Annotated in this window: 21 protein-coding genes and 4 pseudogenes; 16 read left to right on the forward strand and 9 right to left on the reverse strand. The window is 68.4% G+C overall.

Annotated features, from left to right (window positions below; genetic code table 11):
- The first annotated feature begins 151 nt into the window (after positions 1–151).
- A complete protein-coding gene (locus tag ACIPEK_RS15970; RefSeq protein ID WP_401995956.1) occupies positions 152–1498 on the forward strand; it encodes a hypothetical protein in 1347 nt (448 codons plus the stop codon).
- A gap of 105 nt (positions 1499–1603) precedes the next feature.
- On the opposite strand, the pseudogene ACIPEK_RS15975 reads toward ACIPEK_RS15970, so the two are convergent.
- A pseudogene (locus ACIPEK_RS15975) lies at positions 1604–1723 on the reverse strand (TerD family protein); the annotation flags it as partial.
- A 94-nt stretch (positions 1724–1817) separates the two neighbouring features.
- Between ACIPEK_RS15975 and ACIPEK_RS15980 the strand changes: the two are divergent.
- Entirely contained in the window at positions 1818–2345 is a 528-nt protein-coding gene (locus ACIPEK_RS15980) for a sec-independent translocase (RefSeq protein WP_401995959.1), read from the forward strand.
- Between the two features lie 648 nt (positions 2346–2993).
- Here the strand turns inward: ACIPEK_RS15980 and ACIPEK_RS15985 are convergent.
- On the reverse strand, positions 2994–3572 hold the full coding sequence (locus ACIPEK_RS15985; protein ID WP_401995962.1) for a TerD family protein: 579 nt from the start codon (positions 3570–3572) through the stop codon (positions 2994–2996).
- A gap of 108 nt (positions 3573–3680) precedes the next feature.
- Here ACIPEK_RS15985 and ACIPEK_RS15990 point away from each other — a divergent pair, with 108 nt between their 5' ends.
- On the forward strand, positions 3681–3911 hold the full coding sequence (locus ACIPEK_RS15990; RefSeq protein ID WP_401995965.1) for a hypothetical protein: 231 nt from the start codon (positions 3681–3683) through the stop codon (positions 3909–3911).
- Positions 3912–3930: 19 nt separating this feature from the next.
- Here ACIPEK_RS15990 and tatA read toward each other — a convergent pair whose 3' ends face one another.
- Positions 3931–4230, reverse strand: a complete 300-nt coding sequence (gene tatA, locus ACIPEK_RS15995; protein ID WP_401995968.1) for a Sec-independent protein translocase subunit TatA — start codon at positions 4228–4230, stop codon at positions 3931–3933.
- Positions 4231–4355: 125 nt separating this feature from the next.
- Between tatA and ACIPEK_RS16000 the strand changes: the two genes are divergently transcribed.
- Positions 4356–5228: a LytR C-terminal domain-containing protein gene (locus ACIPEK_RS16000; protein ID WP_401995971.1), complete on the forward strand. Its 873-nt coding sequence runs from the start codon at positions 4356–4358 to the stop codon at positions 5226–5228.
- 521 nt (positions 5229–5749) lie between these two features.
- Here ACIPEK_RS16000 and ACIPEK_RS16005 read toward each other — a convergent pair.
- Positions 5750–6112: an ArsR/SmtB family transcription factor gene (locus ACIPEK_RS16005; protein ID WP_401995974.1), complete on the reverse strand. Its 363-nt coding sequence runs from the start codon at positions 6110–6112 to the stop codon at positions 5750–5752.
- Positions 6113–6441: 329 nt separating this feature from the next.
- Here ACIPEK_RS16005 and ACIPEK_RS16010 point away from each other — a divergent pair, with 329 nt between their 5' ends.
- On the forward strand, positions 6442–6708 hold the full coding sequence (locus ACIPEK_RS16010) for a GlsB/YeaQ/YmgE family stress response membrane protein (protein WP_383079862.1): 267 nt from the start codon (positions 6442–6444) through the stop codon (positions 6706–6708).
- A gap of 195 nt (positions 6709–6903) precedes the next feature.
- Here ACIPEK_RS16010 and ACIPEK_RS16015 read toward each other — a convergent pair whose 3' ends face one another.
- Entirely contained in the window at positions 6904–7422 is a 519-nt protein-coding gene (locus ACIPEK_RS16015) for a TetR/AcrR family transcriptional regulator (protein WP_401995977.1), read from the reverse strand.
- On the opposite strand from ACIPEK_RS16015, the pseudogene ACIPEK_RS16020 reads away from it, so the two are divergent.
- Positions 7412–7776: pseudogene (locus ACIPEK_RS16020) on the forward strand (transposase); the annotation flags it as partial. The gene ACIPEK_RS16015 and the pseudogene ACIPEK_RS16020 overlap by 11 nt on opposite strands.
- 19 nt (positions 7777–7795) lie before the next feature.
- Here the strand turns inward: ACIPEK_RS16020 and ACIPEK_RS16025 are convergent.
- On the reverse strand, positions 7796–8200 hold the full coding sequence (locus ACIPEK_RS16025; RefSeq protein WP_401995980.1) for a nuclear transport factor 2 family protein: 405 nt from the start codon (positions 8198–8200) through the stop codon (positions 7796–7798).
- Positions 8201–8916: 716 nt separating this feature from the next.
- Here ACIPEK_RS16025 and ACIPEK_RS16030 point away from each other — a divergent pair.
- Positions 8917–9282: a hypothetical protein gene (locus tag ACIPEK_RS16030; protein ID WP_401995981.1), complete on the forward strand. Its 366-nt coding sequence runs from the start codon at positions 8917–8919 to the stop codon at positions 9280–9282.
- Positions 9283–9765: 483 nt separating this feature from the next.
- On the opposite strand, the gene ACIPEK_RS16035 is transcribed toward ACIPEK_RS16030, so the two are convergent.
- Both ACIPEK_RS16035 and ACIPEK_RS16040 read right to left on the reverse strand, forming a co-directional pair.
- Positions 9766–10566 (reverse strand): SAM-dependent methyltransferase, encoded by an 801-nt coding sequence (locus ACIPEK_RS16035; RefSeq protein WP_401995983.1) that lies wholly within the window; start codon positions 10564–10566, stop codon positions 9766–9768.
- 1030 nt (positions 10567–11596) lie between these two features.
- Positions 11597–12010, reverse strand: coding sequence for an arsenate reductase ArsC (locus ACIPEK_RS16040; RefSeq protein WP_401995985.1), 414 nt, complete (start codon positions 12008–12010; stop codon positions 11597–11599).
- Positions 12011–12101: 91 nt separating this feature from the next.
- Here ACIPEK_RS16040 and ACIPEK_RS16045 point away from each other — a divergent pair, with 91 nt between their 5' ends.
- The 7 genes and pseudogenes from ACIPEK_RS16045 to ACIPEK_RS16075 all read left to right on the forward strand — a co-directional run bounded on the left by ACIPEK_RS16045 (position 12102) and on the right by ACIPEK_RS16075 (position 20134).
- The gene (locus ACIPEK_RS16045; protein WP_401995987.1) at positions 12102–12416 is read left to right on the forward strand and encodes an ArsR/SmtB family transcription factor; all 315 of its coding nucleotides are present in this window, start codon (positions 12102–12104) and stop codon (positions 12414–12416) included.
- Entirely contained in the window at positions 12413–13531 is a 1119-nt protein-coding gene (arsB, locus tag ACIPEK_RS16050; protein ID WP_401995990.1) for an ACR3 family arsenite efflux transporter, read from the forward strand. The genes ACIPEK_RS16045 and arsB overlap by 4 nt, the downstream gene beginning before the upstream one ends.
- A 326-nt stretch (positions 13532–13857) precedes the next feature.
- Positions 13858–14879 (forward strand): annotated as a pseudogene (locus tag ACIPEK_RS16055) (flavoprotein); the annotation flags it as partial.
- Positions 14880–15134: 255 nt separating this feature from the next.
- Positions 15135–16994 carry a gamma-glutamyltransferase gene (ggt, locus tag ACIPEK_RS16060; protein ID WP_401995993.1) on the forward strand — a complete coding sequence of 620 codons (1860 nt, stop codon included), beginning with the start codon at positions 15135–15137 and terminating at the stop codon, positions 16992–16994.
- A gap of 791 nt (positions 16995–17785) precedes the next feature.
- Entirely contained in the window at positions 17786–18310 is a 525-nt protein-coding gene (locus tag ACIPEK_RS16065) for a transglycosylase SLT domain-containing protein (RefSeq protein ID WP_401995996.1), read from the forward strand.
- A 244-nt stretch (positions 18311–18554) separates the two neighbouring features.
- Complete coding sequence (locus tag ACIPEK_RS16070) at positions 18555–19292, forward strand: hypothetical protein (protein WP_401995999.1); 738 nt, start codon at positions 18555–18557, stop codon at positions 19290–19292.
- 437 nt (positions 19293–19729) lie between these two features.
- Positions 19730–20134, forward strand: coding sequence for a CBS domain-containing protein (locus ACIPEK_RS16075; RefSeq protein WP_401996002.1), 405 nt, complete (start codon positions 19730–19732; stop codon positions 20132–20134).
- A gap of 286 nt (positions 20135–20420) precedes the next feature.
- On the opposite strand, the gene ACIPEK_RS16080 is transcribed toward ACIPEK_RS16075, so the two are convergent.
- Entirely contained in the window at positions 20421–21374 is a 954-nt protein-coding gene (locus ACIPEK_RS16080; RefSeq protein ID WP_401996380.1) for an NADP-dependent oxidoreductase, read from the reverse strand.
- Positions 21375–21491: 117 nt separating this feature from the next.
- On the opposite strand from ACIPEK_RS16080, the gene ACIPEK_RS16085 reads away from it, so the two are divergent.
- The gene (locus ACIPEK_RS16085; protein ID WP_401996005.1) at positions 21492–22451 is read left to right on the forward strand and encodes a GlxA family transcriptional regulator; all 960 of its coding nucleotides are present in this window, start codon (positions 21492–21494) and stop codon (positions 22449–22451) included.
- Between the two features lie 501 nt (positions 22452–22952).
- Positions 22953–24048 (forward strand): annotated as a pseudogene (locus ACIPEK_RS16090) (MFS transporter).
- The last annotated feature ends 130 nt before the right edge of the window (positions 24049–24178 follow it).

Consider the following 24178-nt stretch of genomic DNA (forward strand, 5'->3'; position numbering starts at 1 on the left):
GCGCCCTCGCGATGGTTCCCGGATTGCGCAATCCCTAAAGCATGCCAGTACGGCCGCTGGGATCGAACGGGCACCCCCTCCACGAGACTTGCTATATTACGCAACTGAGCAACCAAGAGGGTTGCAATCCATCACAGGAGGAGGAACCGTCATGCCTGTCGTCCGTCGGGCGCTGCCACGGCTCGGCCCGGTTCTGGCCGTCCTGGCTCTGACGGTCTGCGCGATGTTCGCGGCCGTCCCCGCGCATGCTGCGGCGGCGGGCCTCGACAGCGTGGCCGAGGCCCTGACGAAGAGTGCCGTGTATGTTGATCCGCGCGCCCGGGACCAGCTCTCCGAGGCCGACGCCGAAGACCTCGCGAAGAAGATCGAGGACGCGGGCAAGCCGGTCTTCGTCGCGGTGCTGCCAGAGGCCGCCGAGTTCCCTCCCGGGACCCTGATGCGGGACCTGCGCACCCAGGTCGGCATCGCAGGCGTGTACGCCGTCCGCCTCGGCGACGGTTTCAACGCGAACGCGGACTCTTCGGTGATGTCCCGCAACGCGGTCGGCAACCTCACCGGCGCTGTCAAGCGCTCCCACTCCCGGGACACCGAAGGACTCCTGACCGCTTTCGTCGACCAGGCCACCGAGCAGGCCAAGGGGCAGGCCCCGGCCACCTGGAGCGGCTCCGAGGACGATGAAGGGGGCGGCGGCGCGGCAGTGCTGCTCACTGTCGGTGCGGTCGCGGCGGCCGGCGGCGGTGGGTACGCCTTGTACCGCCGCTCGAAGAAGAAGCGCGAGGGCGCCGAGCTGGACGCCCTGCGCGTCGTCGTCGACGAGGACATCACCGCCTTCGGCGAGGAACTGGACCGACTCGACTTCCACCCGTCGGAGCCCGGGGTCGACGACGCGATGCGGCAGGACTACACCCACGCACTGGACACGTACGACAAAGCCAAAGAGCTGATGGCCATGGCCGACAGGCCGCAGGACGTCCAGCCGGTGACCACAGCCCTCGAAGAGGGCCGGTTCGCGCTCGCCACCCTGGCCGCACGCCGGGCCGGCGCCCCGGTGCCGGAGCGCCGTGCTCCCTGCTTCTTCGATCCTCGCCACGGCCCGTCGGCCATTGATGCGATGTGGGCCCCGCCCGGCGGCATGCCGCGCAGCGTACCGGCGTGTGAGGCTGATGCCGCCCTCCTGGCAGCCGGGCAGGAGCCGATGGCCCGTCAGGTGCAGACCGCCCACGGTTCCCAGCCCTACTGGAATGCCGGACCCGCATACGCACCTTGGGCGGGCGGCTACTTCGGCGGCACGGGCAGCATGCTCGGCGGCCTGCTCGTGGGCACGATGCTGGGCTCGGTCCTCAGCGCGCCCTCCGCCTTCGCCGACACCGCGCCCGTCGACAGCACCCCCGAAGGCGGTGAGTTCACCGGCGCCGACTTCAACCCTGGCGACTTCGGAGGGGGTTTCGAAGGTGGCGGCTTCGAGGGCGGAGGCGACTTCGGCGGTGGAGACTGGTGATCCGCCAGCCGGCCGTAGGAGAGGATGACGCAGCGGCCATCGGCGGAGTGGGCATCGTTGCCTCGATCGGGTTCGTCCGGAACGCGTTCGTGGGCGTGAAGCTTGGTCATAGTCCGCGCCGGTGGTGGTGCGCACGTCCCAGCCGAGACCGACCGTCACGGCGGTCAGGCCGGGCGCTTCCTTGCTCAACGATACGTTGTCACCCTTGGACAGGCCGACGCCCACGGTCGTCCTCCATTTTCCTGGTCGCGTCTGTGCCGTCGCCGGCTCGATGCCGGACCGACTCCAATGGTTCATCCATTGCGCAATATCTAGATCAATGAAAACTGACCAGGCGGTCGATCGGCGCGCAGAGCGTCCGAGCGGCGACAGCTCAAGGAGTGGCACAGTGTTCTCTGATGTGGGCCCGCTCGAACTGATCACACTCGCCTTTCTTGCTGCTCTTCTCTTCGGCCCGGACAAGCTGCCGGATCTCATCCAGAACGTGACGGGCTTCATCCGTAAGTTTCGGGAGTTCACCGAGAATGCGAAGCAGGAAGTCCGGTCCGAACTCGGTCCGGAGTTCCAGGACTTCGAGTTCGAGGATCTCCACCCCAAGACGCTGGTGCGCAAGCACGTCCTGAACGGCGACGGCCTCGGACTTGACGAGATCCGCAACGCTCTCGACCCTGGGCAGGAGTTGACGGAGGTCGCTGACGCCATTCGCGACACAGCTGATGGCGAAGTGCCGGAGAGCTCTTCGACGGGGCCCGTCCTGCAGGCCGAAACGCCGGGCCCCGTGTCCTTCAAGAAGGACGGCAAGACGACGGCGCCCGCGCACACGCCGTTCGACGCCGATGCGACATAGCGCCAGATCAAGCAACGAATGTCCGGTCGACGACCGCGCGTCGGCGCCGGTCGTCGGCGTGGCGGTTTCACCGGATGGCGCAGAGACGGATCACGCTTCCCTGCTCCCTGCTCCCTGCTCCCTGCTCCCTGTGGTCGGTGCCGTCGAGGGTGAAGCAGCGCAAGGCGGTGAACCGGGCCACGGTTCGGTTCAGCCAGGAGGAATTCGCGTGTAGGCGATCTCAAGTTGTCCGCCACTGCCCAGGTGCCGACCCGTTGGCACATCCTCGCCGTCAGGTACGAGGAGGAGCTGTCGGCGGCAAACAGGTCCCATACTGTTTTAGGCAGGGCGAACGGGAGCCACTCGGCCAACGGGAACGGGAGCCATGCTGCTCCATCCGTGATGCGAAGGAACATGGCACAAGCCAGTGATCGGCAACGGGAATGGGAACCACCCCTATTGGGTGGCCTGTGGCCTGTGGCCTGTGGCGGTGCTGGGCTGAAGTGTCCGTGACCGCAATTCAGTCGGCGGCCGATAGTTTGGTGGTCCCGGGTCCTCTGGGTCGGTGTCCCTGACCGGCGCGGTTCGTGAGGACCTCCGGTCGTTCCGGCCCCGGGCCGCGTGACTGCCCAGCCCTCACCTGCGCGCCTTTTCTCGGCATCGCGCCGCTCAGGCGATCCCTACGCCGTAGTCGGTGGCGATACCTGCCAGTCCCTGTGCGTCGCCTTGGCCGATGGCGCGGAACTTCCACTCCCCGCCTCTGCGGTACAGGGCCCCGAAGACCATCGCGGTCTCGCCGGCGGCGTCGTAGGAGAGTTCGTAGCGGCACATCTCGCGGCCGGTGAGGTTGTCCACAACGCGGATGAAGGCTTCGCTGACCTGCCCGAAGCTTTGGCCGCGCCGCTCCGCGTCGTGGATGGAGACCGTGAAGACGACCTGCCCCACCTTCTCGTCCAGCCTGTCGAGGTCGATGAGGATCTGTTCGTCGTCCCCGTCGCCTTCACCGGTCGTGTTGTCGCCCGTGTGCCGAACGGCGCCGTCGGGGCTGGTGAGGTTGTTGTAGAAGACGAAGTGCTCGTCGGAGATGGCCTTCATCTCAGGGCCGCAGATGATCGCGGACGCGTCGAGGTCGAAGTCCGTGGCGCCGACCGGCCGGGCGTCCCAGCCCAGCCCGACGGTGACGTCCGCAAGTGGGGTGCCGTCCCGGTTGAGGACGACGTTCTGACCCTTGGTGAGGCTGACGCCCATGTGTGCTGTTTCTCCCCGAAATCGAGCCGCGTCGGGGTTGCGTGGCAGAGCCCCGGAGTGGCGAGTTTCACAATAGTTCAAAACTTGCGCAATAATTAAACTATGCGCATGGATGCGAATGACTTGACGGGCTCGGAGAGCGCGATACTCAACGGCGGCCCCGCGGACGGGCTGTGCATGCGGGTCACCGGCCGGCCCTCGGTGCTGCAGGTGACGTACCCCTGCCAGTTGGAGGCCCCGCCGGGCGGCGTGCAGGTGGAGGCGCTTTATGTCTACCGTCGGGATCCCGGGGTGCGGAGTGAGCCGCTGAGGTACGGCTTCGACGGCGCCAGCCCCTGACGGCGCCGCCCCGTGCGGTTCAGCGGGCGGTGTTGGTGCTTTCCGTGGCCGGCCGGGCCGGATTCGGCTCGGCCGCGGTCTGGATCGCCGAAGGTGTGACGTGTGCTGCTGGGTCGGGGTCGGAGGCGGCGCGCGTCGCTCCGTCCTCCTTCATGGCCTTGGTCTCGCTCTTGAGGATGCGCAGCGACTTGCCCACCGCCCGGGCGGTGTCCGGCAGTCTCTTCGAGCCGAACAGCACGATGACGACGATCGCCACAATCAGCAGATGCCAAGGCTCCAGACCGTTACGCAACATTTCCAGCTCCGCCTTTCGTCTCATCAGCCGGGGTGCGCACCTTGGGGTGGCTCCCACTGGAAGGCTTGCTACATTGCGCAACTGTACAACTTTGAGGTGAGGCGAGTCGTCCCCTCTGCATCGGTCGGACGGATGAGGGCGCACGACACATGGCAGGCACCCGCCAGCAGATGGCACCCCCGCGTCACAGCGGCGCTCGATCCGCCGTACGCACCCGGCGGCGCAAGCGCAACCGGGTGCGGAGGGTGCTCGTGACAGCTGTGTCGTTGCTCCTACTGGTGACGGCGGGAGCGGGGTGGGTCTACCTCCGGCTGAGCGGCAACATCGAAACCTTCAGCTCGGACGGTATCTCCGGCGACCGACCGGATGCCTCCTCTTCGAAGGGCACGAACGTCCTGGTCATCGGCTCGGACGCGCGCACGCTGTCCTTCGTGATGTCGATGAAGAACATCGAGCTGCACAACGCCAAGTTCGTGACCGCTCCCTGGCAGTACCAGGGAGCGCGGGTCACGATCGTAGAGCCGGACGTCGACGCCCTGTGGGCGGCGCTGAAGGCCGACCGGACCATCGACGGCAAGGACGCCAGCGGCAAGAACGGCGACGAGACGGCCTCGGCCTCTCCCTCGGCGAGTGCCGACGAAGCGGTCTCCGGGGGCGGTATCGACGTCGCCGTCCACAACGGCACCACCGTCACCGGGCTCGCCGCCGATGCGGCGCGGACCCTCAAGGGCCACGACTTCACCGTCACCAGTACAGCCACCGCCGCCAACCAGGACCACAGCACCACGGTGATCGAGTACGGTCCCGGGCAGAAGGACCGGGCGAAGACCGTCGCCCGCCTCTTCCCCGCCGCGGATCTCCGGGCGACGACCACGGCGGGCATCAACGTGATCCTCGGCCGGGACTACGCGGACAGCCCCGCGGCCACCGCCTCCGATGGGCCGGCCACCGTACCCTCCGAAGTGGCCCACGGTGCCCGCTCCGCCGACGACGACCTGTGCACCAACCTCTCCTACGGCTGAGCGGAAATCGCCTTCCCGGCCTTGGCCCAGTTGGCATGCAGCCGGTCCAGGTAGGACTGCGCCTGACTGCCTGGGTGCGCCGCGGGCGAATGCCAGCATGTTGCCCGAACCGGTGTTGTAGCCCAGCGCCAGCAGTTCGCTCTTCGTGTGCATCCCCGGCCGGCGGGTGGGTAACTGCGCGGCCAGGTCGTGCAGATGCCAGGCGGCCGCCTCAATCGTCAGGTCCCGGTCGTCGGGCAGTTTCTCCCACCGGCGGTTCGCGAAATCATGCCGTCGCTTGGTCTCGTCGAAGGCGGCGAGGACGCGCAGGGCAGCGGCGGTGGAAGGGGCGAGTTCCTCGCGCGGAGCGATGAAGCCGAACTTCCACGTCCGTCAGCCCGTGCGGGCCGCTGTCCAGCGCGCGCAGCACCTGAAACGAGGTCAGTTCTTGCGACGCCCCGCCGACTGCAGGGGTTCTGCCCGACGATGGAGCCGTCGGTCGGCCGTGCACCACAAGGTCCGGCCCCTCAACCGCGGAGGTGTCAGGCGCCGGTCCTGCGGAGCGCTTGTACCGACGCGGACGCGGCGTCGGCGCGCGCGGTCATCTGGCCGACCATGAGCCGAACCACGGTCACGATACCGGGGTCGTCCACGAAGTAGACCATCCGCCGGCCCTCGCGGTGGGACCGCACAAGCCCCGCGAGCTTCAGCTTCGCCAGGTGCTGACTGACAGCGGGCAGCGCGCCTCCCACCCGCTCCGCGAGTCCAGTCACATCACTCTCGCCCCGGGCCAATGTCCACATGATGTGCAGCCGTGCCGAGGACGCCAGCAGCCCGAAGGCTGCGGCCGCCTCCGCGAGTACCTCGGCAGGCGGGTCCTCGAAGCTGTCGACGCCTGTCGCCACTGTAGTCGTCGTCCCTCCCATTTCCGCGGGGCCGCTTGCGAACCTCCCCAGTCCAGGCCGCCCTGCGAAGCTCCCGAGCGACGCCGGCCGCCGCCACCGAGGACCCGGCTCGCTCCGCCGGCATCGCCGACGCCACGGGCCCGAACAACCCTGGAAACCTCGGCCTGTCTGCCTACCGCACCCCAGACGCAAGGCGTTCCCGGCGCAACCAGCGCCGCCCGCGCCGCGTCTTCACCATCATCTGTACAGTTGCGCAACCAAGCAACGCACTACTGCCGACTGGGGGACTGCCTCCGCCCCGGCACGGCCCGACGAAGGGAACAACGAACGTGGGCATCATCGGCTGGATCATCCTCGGGCTTGTCGCCGGAGTCATCGCCAAGGTCCTGCTCCCCGGGCGCGATCCCGGAGGCCTGATCGGTACCACCCTCATAGGCATTGCGGGCGCCTTCGTCGGCGGCTGGCTCTCGGCCCGTTTTCTCGACCGTCCCGTGGAGAATCACTTCTTCGACCTGACCACGTGGGGAGCGGCGATCGGCGGCTCCCTCGTCCTGCTCATCGGCTACCGCCTCCTCTTCGGTAACTCACGGGACTGACGGAGGCTCGGAACGCTGTCGGAACTTCTCCCATTCCTGGCTAGTGCCCTGAGTCGGGATTTCGCTGCGAAAGCAGTGGGCGGTTCGGCATTTTGGGCGGATGGCGAGGGCGGGACGGCCGAAGGCCGAGTTGCTGCTGACCGAGGACGAGCGTGAGTTGATTTGCATGGGATCGGCTGCATTCCCGCTCTCGTGTCACGCGCTCCGATTGCCTCCGGCGAACAGCCTGTCCAGGTACTGATCGATAGCGGTGAGCACGTCCCGGGGCTCGATCGCATCCAGTTCGATGAGGGCGGCGAAGCCGGTGAGAGCGAGGAGGAGATTGGTCTCGGTCACCGGGTCACGGTCGGGGTGGATGTACCCATCGGTGATCGCCTGGCGGACCAACTGCTCGACGAGAGCGCGTCCTTGGACCATGCCGCCGCGTGCCCGCGCGTGGATGTTCTCGTCGTGCAGCGCCTCCAGGACGTAGGCGGCGCTCATCCGGCTCGTCGCGCGGGCGTCGGCGTGCAAGGGGAGCATCTCCGTGAGCATCACTCGGAACACGTCGCGGGGGTGCGGCCGGTCGCCGAGCTCCTGGACACGCCGGCCGACGCGCAGCGTGGTCTGCTCGGACGCGAAGTCCATGGCGAAGGAGAGCATCGCCTCGCGGGAGGCGAAGTAGTGCTGCAGCTGCCCGAGGGAGATGCCCGCCTCCTGGGCGACCTCGCGCAAGATCCGTACCCCCGAAGCAGCCGACCGGTGGACCCGGCTGATCCTCGCCGCCTTCACCCAACTCCGGCTGTCCCGACCAATGGCGGCTGATCTGTGCCGGCCGTGGGAGAGACCGAGCCCGCCCGACCGGCTCACTCCCGCCCGAGTCCGCCGCGACTTTCGGCACCTGCGCCGAAGACCGCCTGTCCTGCCGGGGCACCGAAGTCCTTCCGCCCCGGCCCAGGACGCCCGCCGGGTCGCAGGAACACCCGGCTAACCCCACGCCACGACGTGCTGCACACAGTCGGCAAACCGGATCCTGCAAAGCGACGAACGAAGAAGTCGACGACCCCGCGTCTGCGCTGCACAGGTTAGAGATCAAGTTAGCCCCGGGTCAGGCCCTGGCGATATTCCTGCCCGGCATCGGCTCCGCGAGTGCTGTCCGCCATTCGGGTGCACCGAAGGCGTCCGCGAAGTACTGCGTCTCGTGCACCACATGTCCGTGGGCGAATTCCATAATGCTCACTGAGTGGGTGGGCGCTCCGTCGTACGTGATGACACACTCGCTCACCCACAGATCCCCGCTGCCAACGATCCGGTGGACGGTGAAGTGCCGACTGGCAGGGTGCCCGCCGCGTTGCGCCGAAATCGTCTCGCGGCCCCGGAATCGTTCACCTGACTGGGGGTAGTCGAGGATCGCGTCCGCAGCGTAGACGGCGTGCTCGGCTTCGGTATCCCCACGCTCCGATGCCCGCCAGTGCTCCTCGAGTGCGGCCCTGGTCCGGATATCAGAATCCATCGCATTGTCCCTTCTGCAGGCGGCCGGAGCGATCCGGGGAGCTGGCAACGCTTCGAGGCTTCCTCCCAGAAAGCTGGGCCGTTGAATGTAATGGGCAACGGTGACAGCGTAGACCGCCCAACGTAGCGACTCGGCTTTAGGGCATCTGCGGATCAAGATCGGACAACTCGTGATGAGTGGAAATGCTTAGTGCCCAGTCCGGCGACACGTTCAGGTGGGGTGAGAAAGCTTCCCCGGCATGGGGCCGAGCGGTACCTTCTGCGCTGCTTAGCCTCGATCTTTCGTGACGGCCGTCGGTTCGCCTGACGGCCCGTCACGAAAGGTCGAGGTTGAAGATCTGCACGCCCTCAGTGTTCAGCTCAGCAGGAATACCGGCGTGACCCGATGCCGATCAACCGACCTCGGCGGCGTACGAGGAAGGGGTATGGCTGGGGACGGTGCATGCGAGCGCCACCGGCCTGTCAACAATCAGAATTTTAACATCACCAGGCTCTTCCGGCGATCTGGCCAACGAGTTGCAGTCAGTCGCCGAGGAGGCAGACTGAAACTTCATGGAAGGCCACGGACTAAAAGGCGTCGAGGAACAGATGCCATTCAATGATTCCGTAATTTGATGCCGGCGGGCTGGGTCAACTCGGCTCGCAGCGTCGAGCAATCGAATGGCCTGCATTCGCCAATGGGGCGGGTAATTCGCAACCAGACGCGAGGGGGTGAAAATGGCCATCGTTCTTCACGGCAACAACGCGACAGGAAATACTCCAGCGGATATATGCGGTGCCGTGCCGACGTCATACTCGCAGGCATATAACCTCAAGAAGTCTGGGAGCCCTGTGAACAATGATGAGGCGCGGAGCCGCCTTCTCATGGATGTTCCTGAGGGTACTCAGATCACCGTTGCCGACGACCCGAACGGCGGCACGAATGATGACTGCACCGTCATCACGGCTTTGGAATATGTCCAAGAGCCGGTCGCGATCACTGCGTTCGAAAAGTCATGGCAAACCGACCAACTACAGGTGCGATATCACCACGTCAACGGCCTTGACGGCAGGGTCTCTTACGTCGGGATACAAGGCCCCTGAGTACTGAGAGGCTGGGCAACTGCACCGCGCCGGCGCGGGCGTCGCCCCCTTCAGGCTGCGAAGTGGCCCGGGGTCTGGCGATCACCGGTGCAGGCATTGGCCTCGAAGGGCCCTATCTCGCTGCCGCTGCTGAGGGACGAGTTGTTCGCGGTCCTTGAGGCCGAGCTGGACAAGGGTGCAATCGCCCACGGGTGGCCGGATCGACCTGGACGTTGTCGCGGATCAAGGCGCTGATCGGGCGTCGGTCCCACAAGCCGCACACCGTGCACGGGGTCTCCCGAACCTTTCTTCACGATGCTGCCCGGGCCCTGCTGCTCCAGGCTGCGAAACCCCGCGAACAAGCAGCCCGACACGGGGTGACCGGCCCTGCCCGACCGCCGGCGGATCACCACCAACTCACACGAGACAGTGGTGCCCTGGCGCGACCCGACACCTAGGACGAAACGCCATCCACGGGATGAAACACCGGGAGAAAACGCTCACTTAAGCCTTGCGGGCGACGGCACACCACATGGGCAGGGTGTCATCCGGAGTGTCGGACGGTCCGGGACGCCAACGGGTCAGGGTGACAACGCCCGGTTCCAGGATTGCCAGGCCATCGCAGAATCGTTGAACCTCTTGGTGGGTGCGGGGGGTGGCGGAGGCGTGGCTGGCTGCGCGCTCGTTGTAGATCCGCATGGATTCGGCGACCTCGGGGGCGGTGACGTCGACGGCCGGATGGGACAGGACGAGGTGACTGCCCGGGGCAAGGCGGTCCAGCAGCCGACGGGTGACGTCCCACGGGTCCTCGGCGTCCTTGATGTACTGCAGTATCGCCACCAGCATGAGGCCGACCGGCTGATCCAGATCCAGGGTGCGGGAGGCGGCGTCGAGAATCGTGTCCACGTCCCGCGCATCGGCCTGCACATAGTCGGTCTGCCCCTCGGGGCCGCTGATCAGCAGCGCCCGAGCGTGGGAGAGGACGATCGGGTCGTTGTCGACGTAGACGACACGCGATTCGGGAGTGGCCCGCTGGGCCACCTCGTGGGTGTTCTCTGCGGCGGGAATGCCCGTACCGATGTCGAGGAACTGGCGAACTCCGGCCGCCGCGAGGTGACGTACGGCGCGGCCCAGGAAGGCCCGGTTCGCCCGGACCGACGGCACAATTGTCGGGTTCGCCAGGGCAGCGAGCTCGGCTGCCTCCTGATCCACCGGATAGTGATCCCTGCCGCCCAGCCAGACGTTGTAAACGCGAGCGGGGTGTGCGCTCGTGGGATGTGGTGGGGACAGTGCGTAATCGTTCATCGTTTGTCACCTCGTGCAGCCGAAACGGCCAGGTCGGACTCGGGTTCGGCCACGGTACCGCCGTGATCCGCCCCTTACTGCCGATCAGCGGAAATCGCTCGGCGAGCGTTCTGCACTAGCGCGTTCCATGGTGGGCCGGGCGGTGCGGCACGCAGTACACACGCAGTACAGGGGACGCCGACACGCCGGGTTCAGAGCGTTGGTCCCGCTCCGCGGCCGACGTCCTCGGCGTACTGGTCCCAGCAGCACGCCGCCTGCGCCAGTCCCACAGCCGTCCTGTGCTTCGCCGAGGCCGCCGGCCGCACCGCGCGCAGCCGGCAACATCTTTGTTCGCTCGCCGCGGCCCGACTGCCCGGCCTCCCTCGCCCGGGCTGTCGCCGGATGGATCCTCCGGCCGTCCGGAAACCCTCTCCGGTACCCAACAACTCCACCTGAAATGCGTCAGGGTCAACTGCCCCGAACTCGACGCCCCGGCCAAGCACGTTCGGGCCTTCGCAGCCATACTCACCGAGCGTCAGGGCGAGCGCCTGCCGGACCGGCTCGACGCCGACAGACAGGGCCAGCCGCCACACCCTCGCCGAAGGCATTCGACCGCGACGCCGTCGTCGCCGGCCTGGCCCTCCCCTGGAACTCGGGTGTCGTCGAAGGCCAGTCGACGTCAGCGACCGTCCGGCTGCGGACCAAGTTGACCAAGGGCGCCGACAGCGCGGTGGATGACGCACGGGTACGCCTACAGGCGCTCAACGCGCTGACGTTCATTCCCCGCGAAGCCGCCCGCCCCGCCTGCCGGGCGATCGAACGGGTCGCTCTCGACAGGGAAGATTTCGTTTCTTGGGCCGGGGGTGTTCGCCCTCGGGGAAGCCGGGGAAGCCGGGGAGGCTCTCGGCGTCGGTCGTCGCGATCAGGGAACCCCCGACGAAGATCGCACCACCGAACACCAGCGGCTCGAGGTCCGCGCGGGCCGCGCAGAGCGCGGCTGTTTGCCCCGCCGGACCGGAGCCTGGGACGCGCACATTGCGGACCTCCGCACTCATGCCGTCGTCTTCGGGGCGATCTCCTTGATCAGGCCCTCGACGAGCGTCTTGATCTCGTCGCGGATGGGGCGGACTGCTGCGACGGCCTGACCTGCCGGGTCGTCGAGCTTCCAGTCCAGGTAGCGCTTGCCGGGGAAGACAGGGCAGGCGTCGCCGCAGCCCATGGTGATGCAGACGTCCGACTCCTTGACCGTGCCGACGGTGAGGATCCTCGGGGTCTCGGCGGAGATGTCGATGCCGATCTCGGCCATCGCCTCGACGGCGGCCGGGTTCACGGCGTCGCCGGGGTTCGATCCCGCCGAGCGGACCTCGACGCGGTCCCCGGCCAGGTGGGTCAACCAGGCGGCGGCCATCTGGGAACGGCCGGCGTTGTGGACACAGACGAACAGCACAGAGGGCTTGTCGGGCATCAGAGATCTCTCTTGTCTCACAGCGGAAGCAGGCACTGGTGATATCAGCGCGCGGTGGCGTCAGCCGTCGCTGATGTGAAAGTATCAGTACATGATGACGTCAGTCGACACTGACCTGATTCGGGTTCTGGCCGACCCGCTCAGGCTTCGGATCGTGACCCTGCTCGCCCATGAGACGCTCTGCACCACACACCTGGTCGAGGAGACCGGTGCCAAGCAGACGAACCTCTCCAACCACCTGCGCGTCCTGCGCGAGGCCGGGGTGGTGGAGACGGAGCCCTGTGGACGCTTCACGTACTACAAGCTCCGCCCCGACGTCATCGAAGCCGTGGCGGGCTCGTTCGCCGACCTCGCCACTGCCGCCCGTGCCACCCGGGCCGCCGACACGAAGAGGGCCTGCCCGTGACCAGCACCGAACCGGCCACCACCCCACGCACGGAGCCCGGGGAAGACTCGGTCGTCGCAAAGCTCTCCACACTCGACCGCTTTCTCGCCGTGTGGATACTCATGGCGATGGCCCTCGGCCTGGGGCTGGGCCGGCTGATCCCCGGCCTCGACGACGCGCTCGCCGAGGCCGAGGTCGGCGGCATCTCTCTGCCGATCGCGCTCGGCCTGCTGGTCATGATGTATCCGGTCCTGGCCAAGGTCCGCTACGACAGGCTCGACGCCGTCTCCGGCGACCGCAGGCTCATGGTGTCCTCTCTGGTCATCAACTGGATCGTTGGCCCGGCAGTCATGTTCGTGCTGGCCTGGATCTTCCTGCCCGACCTGGCCGAGTACCGCACCGGCTTGATCATTGTCGGCCTGGCCCGCTGCATCGCCATGGTCGTCATCTGGAACGATCTCGCCTGCGGTGACCGCGAAGCCGCCGCCGTACTCGTCGCGCTCAACTCGGTCTTCCAGGTCGTTGCGTTCGGCGTGCTCGGCTGGTTCTACCTCGACCTGCTGCCCGGCCGGCTCGGCCTCGGCGACGGCCGGCACCTCGACATCTCCATGTGGAAGATCGCCCTCAACGTCGTCATCTTCCTCGGCGTCCCGCTGCTCGCCGGATTCCTCACTCGTCGCATGGGTGAGAAGAAGATGGGTCTGGAGAAGTACGAAAACAACTTCCTGCCCAGAATAGGCCCTTGGGCCCTCTACGGCCTGCTCTTCACCATCGTCATCCTCTTCGCCCTTCAGGGGAAGACGATCACCTCGCAGCCGCTGGATGTCGCCCGCATCGCGCTGCCGCTGCTCGCCTACTTCGCCGTCATGTGGTTCGGAACGTTCCTGCTCGGCAAGGCCATCGGACTGAACTACGGCCGCACGGCGACCCTCGCCTTCACGGCTGCGGGCAACAACTTCGAGCTGGCCATCGCGGTCGCCATCGCCACCTTCGGCGTCACCAGCGGCCAGGCCCTCTCCGGGGTCGTCGGCCCGCTCATCGAAGTCCCTGTCCTGGTCGCACTCGTCTACGTATCGCTGGCCTGGCGCAAGAAATTCTCGGCCACGGCCCTCGCAACCTCTGGAAGGGAAGACTGACGCACTGGCTCGACTGCCGTGCAACCGGAACCGAAACCCCACCGTCGGTGTCTGTCGGAGCTGCGGCGCCGGAATCTGTGCGACGCACGCCCGCATCGCCACCCGCACGATGCGGCGGGGCGCTCTGATCGGAACCCCCGACGACGGAGGGGCGCGTACGGTGCTGTGCCCGGTCTGCGCCGCAGTCGAGGCCCCGGCCGGGGGAGGGATGACGGCACTTCAACGGTGCACCGTCCGTGGGGGATTGCGAGCACATTGAGGCTCGGTGGGGCCCGCGGGCAGCGGCATCGAGGATCCGCTACGGGTTCGCGTCACCGGCGTCTCGACGACTCGGCCGCGACCGTGTTGTCGATGCCGACCGTGGCGACCAGCCCTTCACCGTCCATCTCGCACTCGCCGACGGTACGGAGGAGCGGATCACTGCCCGCGCCATCGTCGACGCCTCCGGTACGTGGACCACCCCCGGCCCGATCGGCGGCGACGGCCTGCCCGCCCTCGGGGAGCGGGCCGCGGCCGAGCGCATCTCCTACCACGTGCCCGACCTCAAGGACCCCGCCGTCCGAGCCCGTTACGCCGGCCGGCGCACCGCCGTCATCGGCTCCGGCGCCTCTGCCTTCACCGCCCTCGCCCACTTGGCCGACCTTGCCAAGGTGGCCCCCGGCACCCACGCCGTCTGGATCCTGCGACGTGGCATCAGCGGTTCCACCTTCGGCGGCGGCACCGCCGACCAGCTTCCCGCCCGCGGCGCCCTCGGCCTCGCGGCGAAGGCCGCCACCGAGGACGGACACGCCGACGCCGTCACCGGCTTCCGCACCACCGCCGTCGAGAGGAGCGGCGACCGCCTCGTACTCGTTGCGAGGACGGCCGCCGTCTCGACCCGGTCGACGAGATCATCGTCCTGACCGGCTTCCGCCCCGACACCGAGGTCCTGTCCGAACCGCGTCTCGGCCTCGACGAACGCCTCCAGGCCCCGGTGGAACCGGCCCCGCTCATCGACCCCAACCAGCACTCCTGCGGCATGGTCTACCCCCACGGCGCCAAGGAACTGGCCCATCCTGAGCAGGACGTGTACGTCGTGGGCATGAAGTCCTACGGCCGCGCCCCGACCTTCCTCGCCATGACCGGCTACGAGCAGGTCCGCTCCGTCGCCGCCGCCCTTGCAGGAGACAAGGAGGCGGCCGAGCGTGTCGAACTGTCCCTTCCCGAGACCGGTGTCCGCGGCGGCGCGGGACTCTTCGACGACCCGAACGCCGCCCGGTCCGAGGGTGATGGCGGAGGCTGCTGCGCCACCCCGAGCACACTCCGGATCAGCATCGGCGCCCCTGCAGCCATCTCCGGCGGCTGCTGACCGCCAACCGTGAACTGCGCCCCGAACGACGTGGCCGCGACCGGGGAAGCACTCCGGGCACGGCCGCGTACCGCACTCGTGGCCATCGTGCGCCGGTAGATCGCCGACTCCTGGTACCGGTGGGTCGTTGAACCGTGCTGGTTACCACCGAGGAACCTCAGATGTTCCGCAGAGATCTCCAAGATCCATTGCTGATGAGGCCGGTTGTTGCCAGAGTGCTGGCAATTACCCTCGCCCGAGGCCCTCGGAGGCTTGATGATCGCCCGCCGTGCCCTGGTGTCTGCCGTGTCAGCGGCAGCCCTCGCTCTCCCCCTGCTCGTTCCCACTGCAGCCGCCGGCTCATCCCCGGCAGGCGGCCCCGCGGCACCCTCCGGCTCCCGGCTCCAGTCGCCGCCCAAACAGGCCGTCGCCACCGGCAGCGGGGGTGCGGTCTCCAGCGTGAACCCGTACGCCTCGCAGGCCGGCATCGAGGTGCTGCGGCACGGCGGCAACGCGGTGGACGCGGCGGTGGCGACCGCGGCCGCGCTCGGCGTGGTCGAGCCGTACTCGGCAGGCGTAGGAGGCGGCGGCTACTTCGTGTACTACGACGCCGCCCGGAAGAAGGTGCACACCATCGACGGCCGCGAGACGGCCCCGGCCCGGATGCGCTCCGACTCCTTCGTCGACTCGTCCACGGGCAAAGCCATCCCGTTCCAGGAAGCGGTCAACTCCGGCCTGTCCGTGGGTGTTCCGGGCACCCCGGCGACCTGGCAGAAGGCCCTGGACGACTGGGGCACGGTCTCGCTCGGGCGCGCACTGCGCCCGGCCACCCGGATCGCCGACGACGGCTTCGTGGTCAACGATGAATTCCGCGCCCAGACCGCGATGAACGAAGCCCGCTTCCGGGACATCACCTCGACCTCCGAGCTGTTCCTGCCGCACGGTGAACTCCCCGTGGTCGGCACCCGCTTCCGCAACCCCGACCTCGCCCGTACGTACCGGGAACTGTCCCACGAGGGCATGGACGCGCTCTACCACGGCGACATCGGGCGTGATGTGGTGCGCACCGCGCAGAACCCGCCGGTGGCCGCCGGCTCCGACCGTACGGTCCGGCCCGGACTCATGGAGCGGAGCGACCTCGCGAACTACGGGGTGGTGCGCCGGGACCCGACCCTCACCACCTACCACGGGCTGGACGTCTACTCCATGGCGCCGTCCTCCTCCGGCGGCACGACAGTCGGCGAAGCGCTCAACATCCTGGAGAACTTCCCTCTGTCGTCCGCCGACCGGGTCCAGGCGCTGCACCACTACCTGGAGGCCAGCCGGATCGCCTTCGCCGACCGCAATCGCTGGGTGGGTGACCCCGCCTTTTCGGACGTCCCCACGGGGGCGCTGCTGTCCAAGAGGTTCGCGAAGGACCGGGCCTGCCTGATCCGGCCCGACGCGACCCTGACCAGTCCGCTGGCCCCGGCGGACCCGCGCAGCGCGACAATCGGCTGTGCCCGGGGGAAGGGCAGTCAGGAGCCTTACGAGGGGCCCTCGACGACCCATCTGGTGACCGCCGACCGTTGGGGCAATGTGGTCTCGTACACCCTGACGATCGAGCAGACCGGAGGCTCGGCCATCACCGTGCCGGGACGTGGCTTCCTGCTCAACAATGAGCTCACCGACTTCGACTTCACCCCGCTCACCCCCGGGGTGCCCGACCCGAATCTGCCGGCGCCGGGCAAGCGCCCGCGCAGCAGCATGTCGCCGACGATCGTGCTGCGGGACGGCAAGCCGTTGATCGCGGTCGGTTCGCCGGGTGGCGCGACCATCATCACCACGGTGCTCCAGACCCTCGTCAACCGTCTCGACCTGGGCATGTCGCTGCCCGATGCGGTCGCCGCTCCGCGGATCTCGCAGCGGAACCGGACCACGACCGAGGCCGAACCCGCCTTCCTCGACTCACCCGAGCGCACCGCGCTGGAAGGCCTCGGCCAGCACTTCGTCCTGGCCCCACAGACCTTCACCCCCTCCCCCGAGATCGGGGCGGTGGCCGCACTGGAGTTCCGGCGCGACGGGAAGGTCACGGCGGTCGCCGAACCCGAGCGGCGAGGCGGCGGCTCGGCCATGGTGGTGAACGAGAGCCGCTGACCCGGCGAACGATGCATCACTCGGGCCCCGTGCAACGCCTCGGCGCGGCACGCCCGAGGCCGGCGTGATCACCACGTTCGGCTTCTTGTCCGACCGGCTTCTGGCTTCTGTCCGACGACGCGGCCGCAGGATAACGATCACAGCGCGCGGTACTGCCACGTTGATCGCCGGCGTCCGCCCAGTCCTCCCGTCGGGCAACGGCCGACCGCGCTCGACCGCTGCGGACGGACGACTCAGCCGCTCGTGATCCCGAACTGGGAAGCCTCGTATCTCAGTTGCTCGGAGTCGGCGGCACAGTGTTCTCCTGGCCGGATTACCGGGGATCACCGTCGAGCGCCGCCCGGACACATCAAGAGCAGGTTGGGGCCGCCATGAGACGGGGCGGCCCCAGCCGTCCGACAACCGGTGGTGCTGCCGGCCGGGGAAGGCGCGGATCCGGTGCGGGAACCGTCCTGCCAGGACCGCCGATTTGGCGCCGCGGATGTGATGCCACCCATAGGAGCTGTGTCACATCCGAAGGCGGGTAGTAGGGCCGGGGGCCGTCCGAACAGCATGGAAGCGCCACAGAACATGTCATTTCGGACATTTCTCCGAAGTTGGGTAGTACGTCACATCATTGCGCCCCGCCCCGCACGTCGCTAACCATGGCTGTCGTTGCGGGAAGCCGCGACAGGGCCGGGTGGATTCCTTCGGATCCGTTCGCTCCGGCCCGCAGCGCGGGGCGCCGCCCCGCAAGCCACCGCAACCGGTCGGCAACACCGTGACGTCCCCCATTGGAGAGTTCCTTCCGTATGACCACGAACACGCAGACCCGCACCAGCCGCATCGCCCGCTTCCGCACCATGTCCGTCGCCGGCATCGCCACCCTCGGTGCCGCGGCCGCCGCCCTCACGCTGACGTCGACATCCGCGCAGGCAGCCGAGAAGGCACCGGCGAGCGCCTCCGTGGTCAAGGCTTCCGCGGACGGCATCCAGGGCGCGGGCAGCAGGGGCTACGCCAACAACCTCGACGGCTGGATCAAGGAGTCGCTGGCCATCATGAAGGCCAAGGGCATCCCCGGCAGCTACGAGGGCCTGCACCGCAACATCATGCGCGAGTCGAGCGGCAACCCCCACGCCCAGAACAACTGGGACGTCAACGCGCGCAACGGCATACCCTCCAAGGGCCTGCTCCAGGTCATCCAGCCGACCTTCAACGCCTACCACGTCGCCGGCACCGCCCACGACCTCACCAACCCCGTCGCCAACATCACCGCGGCCGCCAACTACGCCGCCCACCGCTACGGGTCGATCGACAACGTCAACTCCGCCTACTGAGCCACGGGCTCAGCACTCACTGGGTGAGCCAGGACCGGCACAGGCAGCAACATCGTTGCCCGCGCCGGTCCTTCGGCGTGTCAACCGGTAATGAGCCTTTCCGGGCTATCCGGCTCGGGTGGTATCCCGATCGGTGCTCGGTGTCAGCCGTTCGATATGCCCGAAATGACAGCCTTGTGGAGCGTAAGTACGTTCAGTCACGGGTCGGCTACGCAGCTGGCCTCTCTGAGACAGGAGAAGTGACATGGTTACACGTTCCACCGTCGTGACCGCCGCCCTCGCGGGCGCCATGGCCCTGACAGCCACCGGTAGCACCTTCACCTCGGCCGCCACCATCGAGTCGGCCCGGCCGGCCCGGCCGGCCCCGGCAGTCCCGGCAGTCCCGGTCGTGCGACAGGCCGCAGCCCCGGCTTCGGCCCCCAACGGCGAGGGCGACGCCGGAAAGGGTGACCAGGGCAGAGGCAACGATGAGGGCAGAGGCAACGGCGAAGGCAGGGGCAACGACGAGGGCAGGGGCAACGGCGAAGGCAGGGGCAACGACGAGGGCAGAGGCGACGAGGGCAGGGGCAACGGCGAAGGCAGGGGCAACGACGAGGGCAGAGGCGACGAGGGCAGGGGCCACGGCGAAGGCAGGGGCAACGACGAGGGCAGAGGCGACGAGGGCAGGGGCCACGGCGGGGGTCGGGGCTACGACGAGGGCAGGATCCACTTCAACGAGCGGACGTACTCCGCCTATCCCGGCGGCTGCGTCACCGCGGCCAGCGGCCTCGGTGCCACGAGCTTCAACATCTTCAACGAAAGCCGGAGGACCGTCGAGGTCTTCAGTGGGGCCACCTGCGACAACGGCGGCCCCGTTGCCGTCGTCGGACCCTACGGTGCCACTTCAGGCGTGTTCCCGCAGCGCGTCGACGGAGGCGTGTTCGTCAACGACGGCGTGGGAGCGAGCTTCCGAGTGATCGGATACGACTTCGAAGGCGAGTGACGGAGCCGCCTGCGTGACGTGACGAAGAACCCCGGCCCGCCGGAATCGGGCCGCGGCGTCCTTGTCCGGGCACCCTGGCCGGGACGCACCGGTTCCAGAGGCCCACGTCCTCATCCGACCCACGCCCGATCGACGCGCACATCTGCCTCGCCGTGCTGGAACCGACGGCGAGGCACTGTCGGCCCAGCCGCACCGTACCCGCCATCGGTCTCGGCCGGACCCGGCAACCGGGACGGCGACGCCCCCGCGGACGACCGTACTTGCCGGGTGCGTGTACCGGCGCCCGGTCTCGAACCCCTGGAGGCGGCGGTCCTGAGCACACCTCTGCACCAGCTCAAGGCCGACGCCGCCGCGCCCTCAGTAGGTGCGCCCTCTCGTGCCCGCCGGGCGTGACGCCGCGCACCGCCAAGCCCCTGGAGCCGACGATCACCTCTCGAATGAGTCCTACAGCCGCCGACGCCATGATCGCGCCGGACCTGCAAATCAGCGACCACATCAGCATCGACAGGGCACTCGATGTCCTGCGCGGATCCCGCAGCCAGTACGTACTCATCCGTGACGACACCGGCCGGTGCGCCGGAATCATCACTCTCGACCAGCTCACCGCCCACACAGCGCAGCCCTGGTACGCCGAGGACACCCGGGTCCGTGACATCGCACACGACAGCGGCCCGTTCGCGCACCCCGGCATGCCGGCGTCGGAGGCCGCGACCGCCATGCGCGAGCGGTCCCTGACGATCCTGCCCGTCGTCGACGAGGACGGCTTCGCGGTGGGCATCCTCACCACCGCACGGCTGCAGGCACTTCTCGGCACCCTTCCGGAGGACACCGACCGGCCCTGATCCGAGAGCGGCAGCCTGACGCAGAGCGGGGATCTTTCGGTACCGGCCAAGGAACGAGGAGAGCCCGTCTCTGGAGGAGTTGTGAGTGGCTGGACGGTCCACTCGGGCCATGTGTGCTCGGACGCCCGTGACGGCGTCTCGTCCCACGCCACCGTCCGGCGTGGCCGACCGCGGGCACCCAAATCCTTGTTGTCATTCCGGAACAGGTGGACCGCTCCGGCAGGGTCTGGCACCACGACTCCGGCTGTCCGTCCGGGAATCCGCATCGCAGACCCTGCCGGAGGGATCACAACTCCGCTGATGCGGGCTCCGTCACGACGAGCACGATCTTTCCCGAGGTCCGGCCGGTCTCACCGAGGGCGTGGGCCTTGGGTGCCTCGGCGAGGGGAAACGTGGTCTCGACGTGGGCATGGAGGGAGCCGGCCTCGACGAGGTCGGCGATGGCGTTCATGCCGGCGTGGTCGGCCTCGACAAGGAGGGTCTCGACACGGACGCCCAACTCGGCGGCCCGCCGCTGCTCGTCCGGGGACCCGCCGTACAGGAGCGAGACGAGAACACCGCCAGGACGCAGGACGTTCAGCGAGCGGGCGCGGGTCTCGCCCGACAGGGGATCGAGGACGACATCGATGTCCATGACGGCCTCGGCGAAGTCGACGCTGCGGTAGTCGATCATCTCGTCCGCGCCAAGTGCCCGGACGAACTCGTGCTTGGGAGCGCTCGCGGTACCGATCACGTACGCCCCACGGGACTTGGCGATCTGGACTGCGAGGTGGCCGACGCCGCCTGCGGCCGCGTGGACGAGGACCCGCTGTCCGGGGCGCACGTCGGCGGTGTCGACGAGGGCCTGGTACGCGGTGAGGGCGGCAAGCGGGAGGGCCCCGGCCTGGACATGGTCGATGCCGGCCGGCTTGCGGGCGAAGGCACGGGCCGGGGCGGTCACATACTCCGCGTGGGAGCCGACCCCGTACGGGTAGGGCAGCATGCCGAAGACCTCGTCGCCCGGCTTGAACAGAGTGACGCCAAAGCCGACGGCCTCGACGACTCCTGAGACGTCCCAGCCCAGGACCAGCGGAAGCCGGTCCAGGAAAAGCCCGTTGGCACGGTGCTTCCAGTCGGTGGGGTTGACCCCGGCCGCGCGGACGGCGACCAGGATCTGGCTCGGTCCCGGGACCGGCTTCGGCAGTCGCACTTCCTTGAGTACGTCCGGGGTTCCGTGGATGTCCTGGCTCATGGCGCGCATGGTGGCGGGGCCGGTGGTAGCCGTGCTTGCCGCTGCGTTCTGACTCATGCGTCCAGCGTCGCGGGCCCCGCCGTTCCGTACCATGGCATGATTGCCATCTTTCGACAGGATCCTGCCATGGGAAGCGTTCATCGTGTAGCCGTTCTGGCCCTGGACGGGGTGTACCCGTTCGAGCTGGGCATTCCGAGCCGGGTCTTCGGGGCCGCGGAGGGCTTGTACGAGGTCGTGACCTGCACTGTCGACGGTCGTCCAGTGCATACCAACTCCGATTTCTCCATCACTGTCGAGCACGGCCCGGAGGCTCTGCGCACGGCCGACACCGTGGTCGTCCCACCGTTCGCCACCTCGCTCATCGCGCGGGAGGCGCCTGCGGCCGTCATGGAGGCTCTCGCGTGCGTGGCACCGGGCACGCGCATCGTGTCCATCTGCACGGGCGCCTTCGTCCTCGCTGCAGCCGGTCTGCTCGACGGACGTCCTGTCACTACGCACTGGGCGCTCGCCGGCGTCTTCCGGGAGTGGTTTCCGCACATCGCGCTCGATCCGGATGTGCTGTTCATCGACGACGGCGATGTGCTGACATCCGCGGGTGCCGCGTCCGGTGTCGACGTCTGCCTGCACGTCGTACGCAAGGACCACGGCAGCGAAGTGGCCAACCGGGTCGCTCGCATCTGTGTCGTACCGCCCTGGCGGGATGGCGGGCAGGCGCAGTACATCGACCAGCCGGTGCCCGACACCTCCTCGAGCGGCACGGCCGCCACCCGCCAGTGGGCGCTGGAGAACCTTCACGAGCCCCTGAGCCTGGCCGAGCTCGCCGACCACGCACGGATGAGTTTGCGTACCTTTGCCCGCCGCTTCCGTGAGGAGGTGGGAACGAGTCCGGGGCGATGGCTCATTCAGCAGCGGGTCGCCCGCGCACGGCACCTGCTCGAATCCACCGACCTGCCGGTGGACGACGTCGCCGCCCAGGTCGGCTTCGCGACGGGCACGTCGCTCCGCCAGCACCTGCACGCAGTCATCGGTGTGCCGCCGCTCGCCTACCGGCGCACGTTCCGAGGGATTCCCGGAGAAATCCACTGAGCGTCGCCGCGGTCACCGCCTGGGCCGGCTTCACCGTTCTGCCCCGCTGCCGCTGCCGCTGCCGCTGCCTCACCGAAATCGCCTCCGGTGCGCTGGTCGCCCTCCACGAGACCGACGATCCGCCCATCGATACCTGCTATCTCGTTCAGTGACCGGGGACGCCGGACAACCCCGACGTCTCGGCGTGAGCCGGCCGAGGTCCGGCGTCTCGAAGGCGCGCACATCGCGCACGCCCTGCAGTCCCTCACCGACGGCGAGCTGGGCGCACTCGGTTCGGCCGTGGGCGCGCTGACGTCGCTGACGCGGCACCTGCACCCCGTGCCCGCAGCCGAGTAGACCCAGCAATCCCCGCCGAGGGACCCGACCGACCGCGAGCACTGCCGTCTCCGTGCCCGTGGGGCTTTTTCCTGCCCGGAGGCAGCCCGCCCCGGCGGCCGTCGGCACGGCGCATTCTGCTTCGTCCCTGTTTCCCGTAGCGCTTCCGACAGACAAGGCACTTCCATGCCATCGACCACCGTGGACCATTCCTCGCTGCCCGTCGCCTCCCTACCGCAGGCGGAGCCGCCCCAGGGCAGGCGCTCCAACCCGTGGCTGACTCTCCTTGCGGTCGCCTTCGGCCTCTTCATGGTTCAGCTCGACGCATCCGTCGTGGCGATCGCCAACCCCGAGATCGGCCGCGCCCTCGATGCGTCCACCACGGACCTGCAGCGGCGTCGTCAAGGGCGAGACCTGGGGCTGGGCCTCGGCCGGCACCCTGAGCGCCGTCGCCGCCGGCTTGCTCGTCCTGGTGGGCTTCGGCTTGTACGAGAACCGGATCGCGCACCCGTTGCTGCCGATGCGGCTGTTCCGCATCCGGGCGCTGACCGTCGGCACGGTCATCACCGCCCTCAACTTCTTCGTGATGCTCGGCGTGATCTTCTTCGTGATGTTCTACCTCCAGAATGTGCGCGGTTTCTCCCCGGTCGAGGCCGGCGTACGCACACTGCCGCTCAGTCTCGCTTCGCTGGTGGCCTCCCCGCTGGGGGCGGCGCTGACCGGCCGCTTCGGGCCCCGGCTCTCGATGCCGCTGGGCATGCTGCTCCAAGCCGCCGTGACCTTCGGCATGCTCAGCTGGGACACCGGCTCGTCCTACGCCACGATGTGGCCGCCGTTCATCGCGCTCGGCCTGGGGGTCGGCATGGTGCTGTCGGCCTCCTCCGACGCCATCGTCGGCCAGGCCCCCGTCAAGGACGGCGGAGTGGCGGGCGGCCTCCAGGCCACCGCCCTTCAGATCGGCGGCGCGCTGGGCACGTCGGTGCTGGTCTCGCTGATCAGCAGCCGGGTCGACTCCACGCTCGTCGACGAGCTGACCGGCGCAGGGGTCCCGGCGTCCGTCGCGGGCGGCCTGGGGGAGGCCGGTGACGCGGTCGCCATGGGTGTCGCCCCGGTCTCCGGCAACATGACCGAGCAGCTCCGGGCGGCCGTCGTGGAGGGCAGCGGCCAGGCGTTCATGAACGGTGAGCACACCGCCGTGACCGTGACCGGCGTTCTCTGCCTGCTGGGAGCGGCCCTCGCGGCAGCCGGGCTCCGCGGCACCTCCCCGGCTGCACAGCACTGAGAAACGCGGACGGTGCCCGCCGGGGCGGGCACCGTCCGCGTCCGGCCCCGGGGAACAGTGGCTGGTCGGCCCAGGTGGGCCGATGGTCTCAGCCGTGTGTTCCAGTCAAAGGCGACTCGAATGGGCCGCG

It is taken from the genome of Streptomyces sp. NPDC088246, from assembly GCF_044741025.1.
GTDB lineage: Bacteria > Actinomycetota > Actinomycetes > Streptomycetales > Streptomycetaceae > Streptomyces.

Coding starts and splice junctions, on each gene's coding strand:
- ACIPEK_RS16040 (WP_401995985.1), bottom strand. CDS start 12,010: ATGCCCGACAAGCCCTCTGTGCTGTTCGTCTGTGTCCACAACGCCGGC.
- ACIPEK_RS16030 (WP_401995981.1), top strand. CDS start 8,917: ATGGCCATCGTTCTTCACGGCAACAACGCGACAGGAAATACTCCAGCG.
- ACIPEK_RS16035 (WP_401995983.1), bottom strand. CDS start 10,566: ATGAACGATTACGCACTGTCCCCACCACATCCCACGAGCGCACACCCC.
- ggt (WP_401995993.1), top strand. CDS start 15,135: ATGATCGCCCGCCGTGCCCTGGTGTCTGCCGTGTCAGCGGCAGCCCTC.
- ACIPEK_RS15980 (WP_401995959.1), top strand. CDS start 1,818: ATGAAAACTGACCAGGCGGTCGATCGGCGCGCAGAGCGTCCGAGCGGC.
- ACIPEK_RS16065 (WP_401995996.1), top strand. CDS start 17,786: ATGACCACGAACACGCAGACCCGCACCAGCCGCATCGCCCGCTTCCGC.
- ACIPEK_RS15990 (WP_401995965.1), top strand. CDS start 3,681: ATGGATGCGAATGACTTGACGGGCTCGGAGAGCGCGATACTCAACGGC.
- ACIPEK_RS16000 (WP_401995971.1), top strand. CDS start 4,356: ATGGCAGGCACCCGCCAGCAGATGGCACCCCCGCGTCACAGCGGCGCT.
- tatA (WP_401995968.1), bottom strand. CDS start 4,230: ATGAGACGAAAGGCGGAGCTGGAAATGTTGCGTAACGGTCTGGAGCCT.
- ACIPEK_RS16075 (WP_401996002.1), top strand. CDS start 19,730: ATGAGTCCTACAGCCGCCGACGCCATGATCGCGCCGGACCTGCAAATC.
- ACIPEK_RS16085 (WP_401996005.1), top strand. CDS start 21,492: ATGGGAAGCGTTCATCGTGTAGCCGTTCTGGCCCTGGACGGGGTGTAC.
- ACIPEK_RS16080 (WP_401996380.1), bottom strand. CDS start 21,374: ATGCGCGCCATGAGCCAGGACATCCACGGAACCCCGGACGTACTCAAG.
- ACIPEK_RS16025 (WP_401995980.1), bottom strand. CDS start 8,200: ATGGATTCTGATATCCGGACCAGGGCCGCACTCGAGGAGCACTGGCGG.
- ACIPEK_RS16070 (WP_401995999.1), top strand. CDS start 18,555: ATGGTTACACGTTCCACCGTCGTGACCGCCGCCCTCGCGGGCGCCATG.
- ACIPEK_RS15985 (WP_401995962.1), bottom strand. CDS start 3,572: ATGGGCGTCAGCCTCACCAAGGGTCAGAACGTCGTCCTCAACCGGGAC.
- ACIPEK_RS15970 (WP_401995956.1), top strand. CDS start 152: ATGCCTGTCGTCCGTCGGGCGCTGCCACGGCTCGGCCCGGTTCTGGCC.
- ACIPEK_RS16045 (WP_401995987.1), top strand. CDS start 12,102: ATGATGACGTCAGTCGACACTGACCTGATTCGGGTTCTGGCCGACCCG.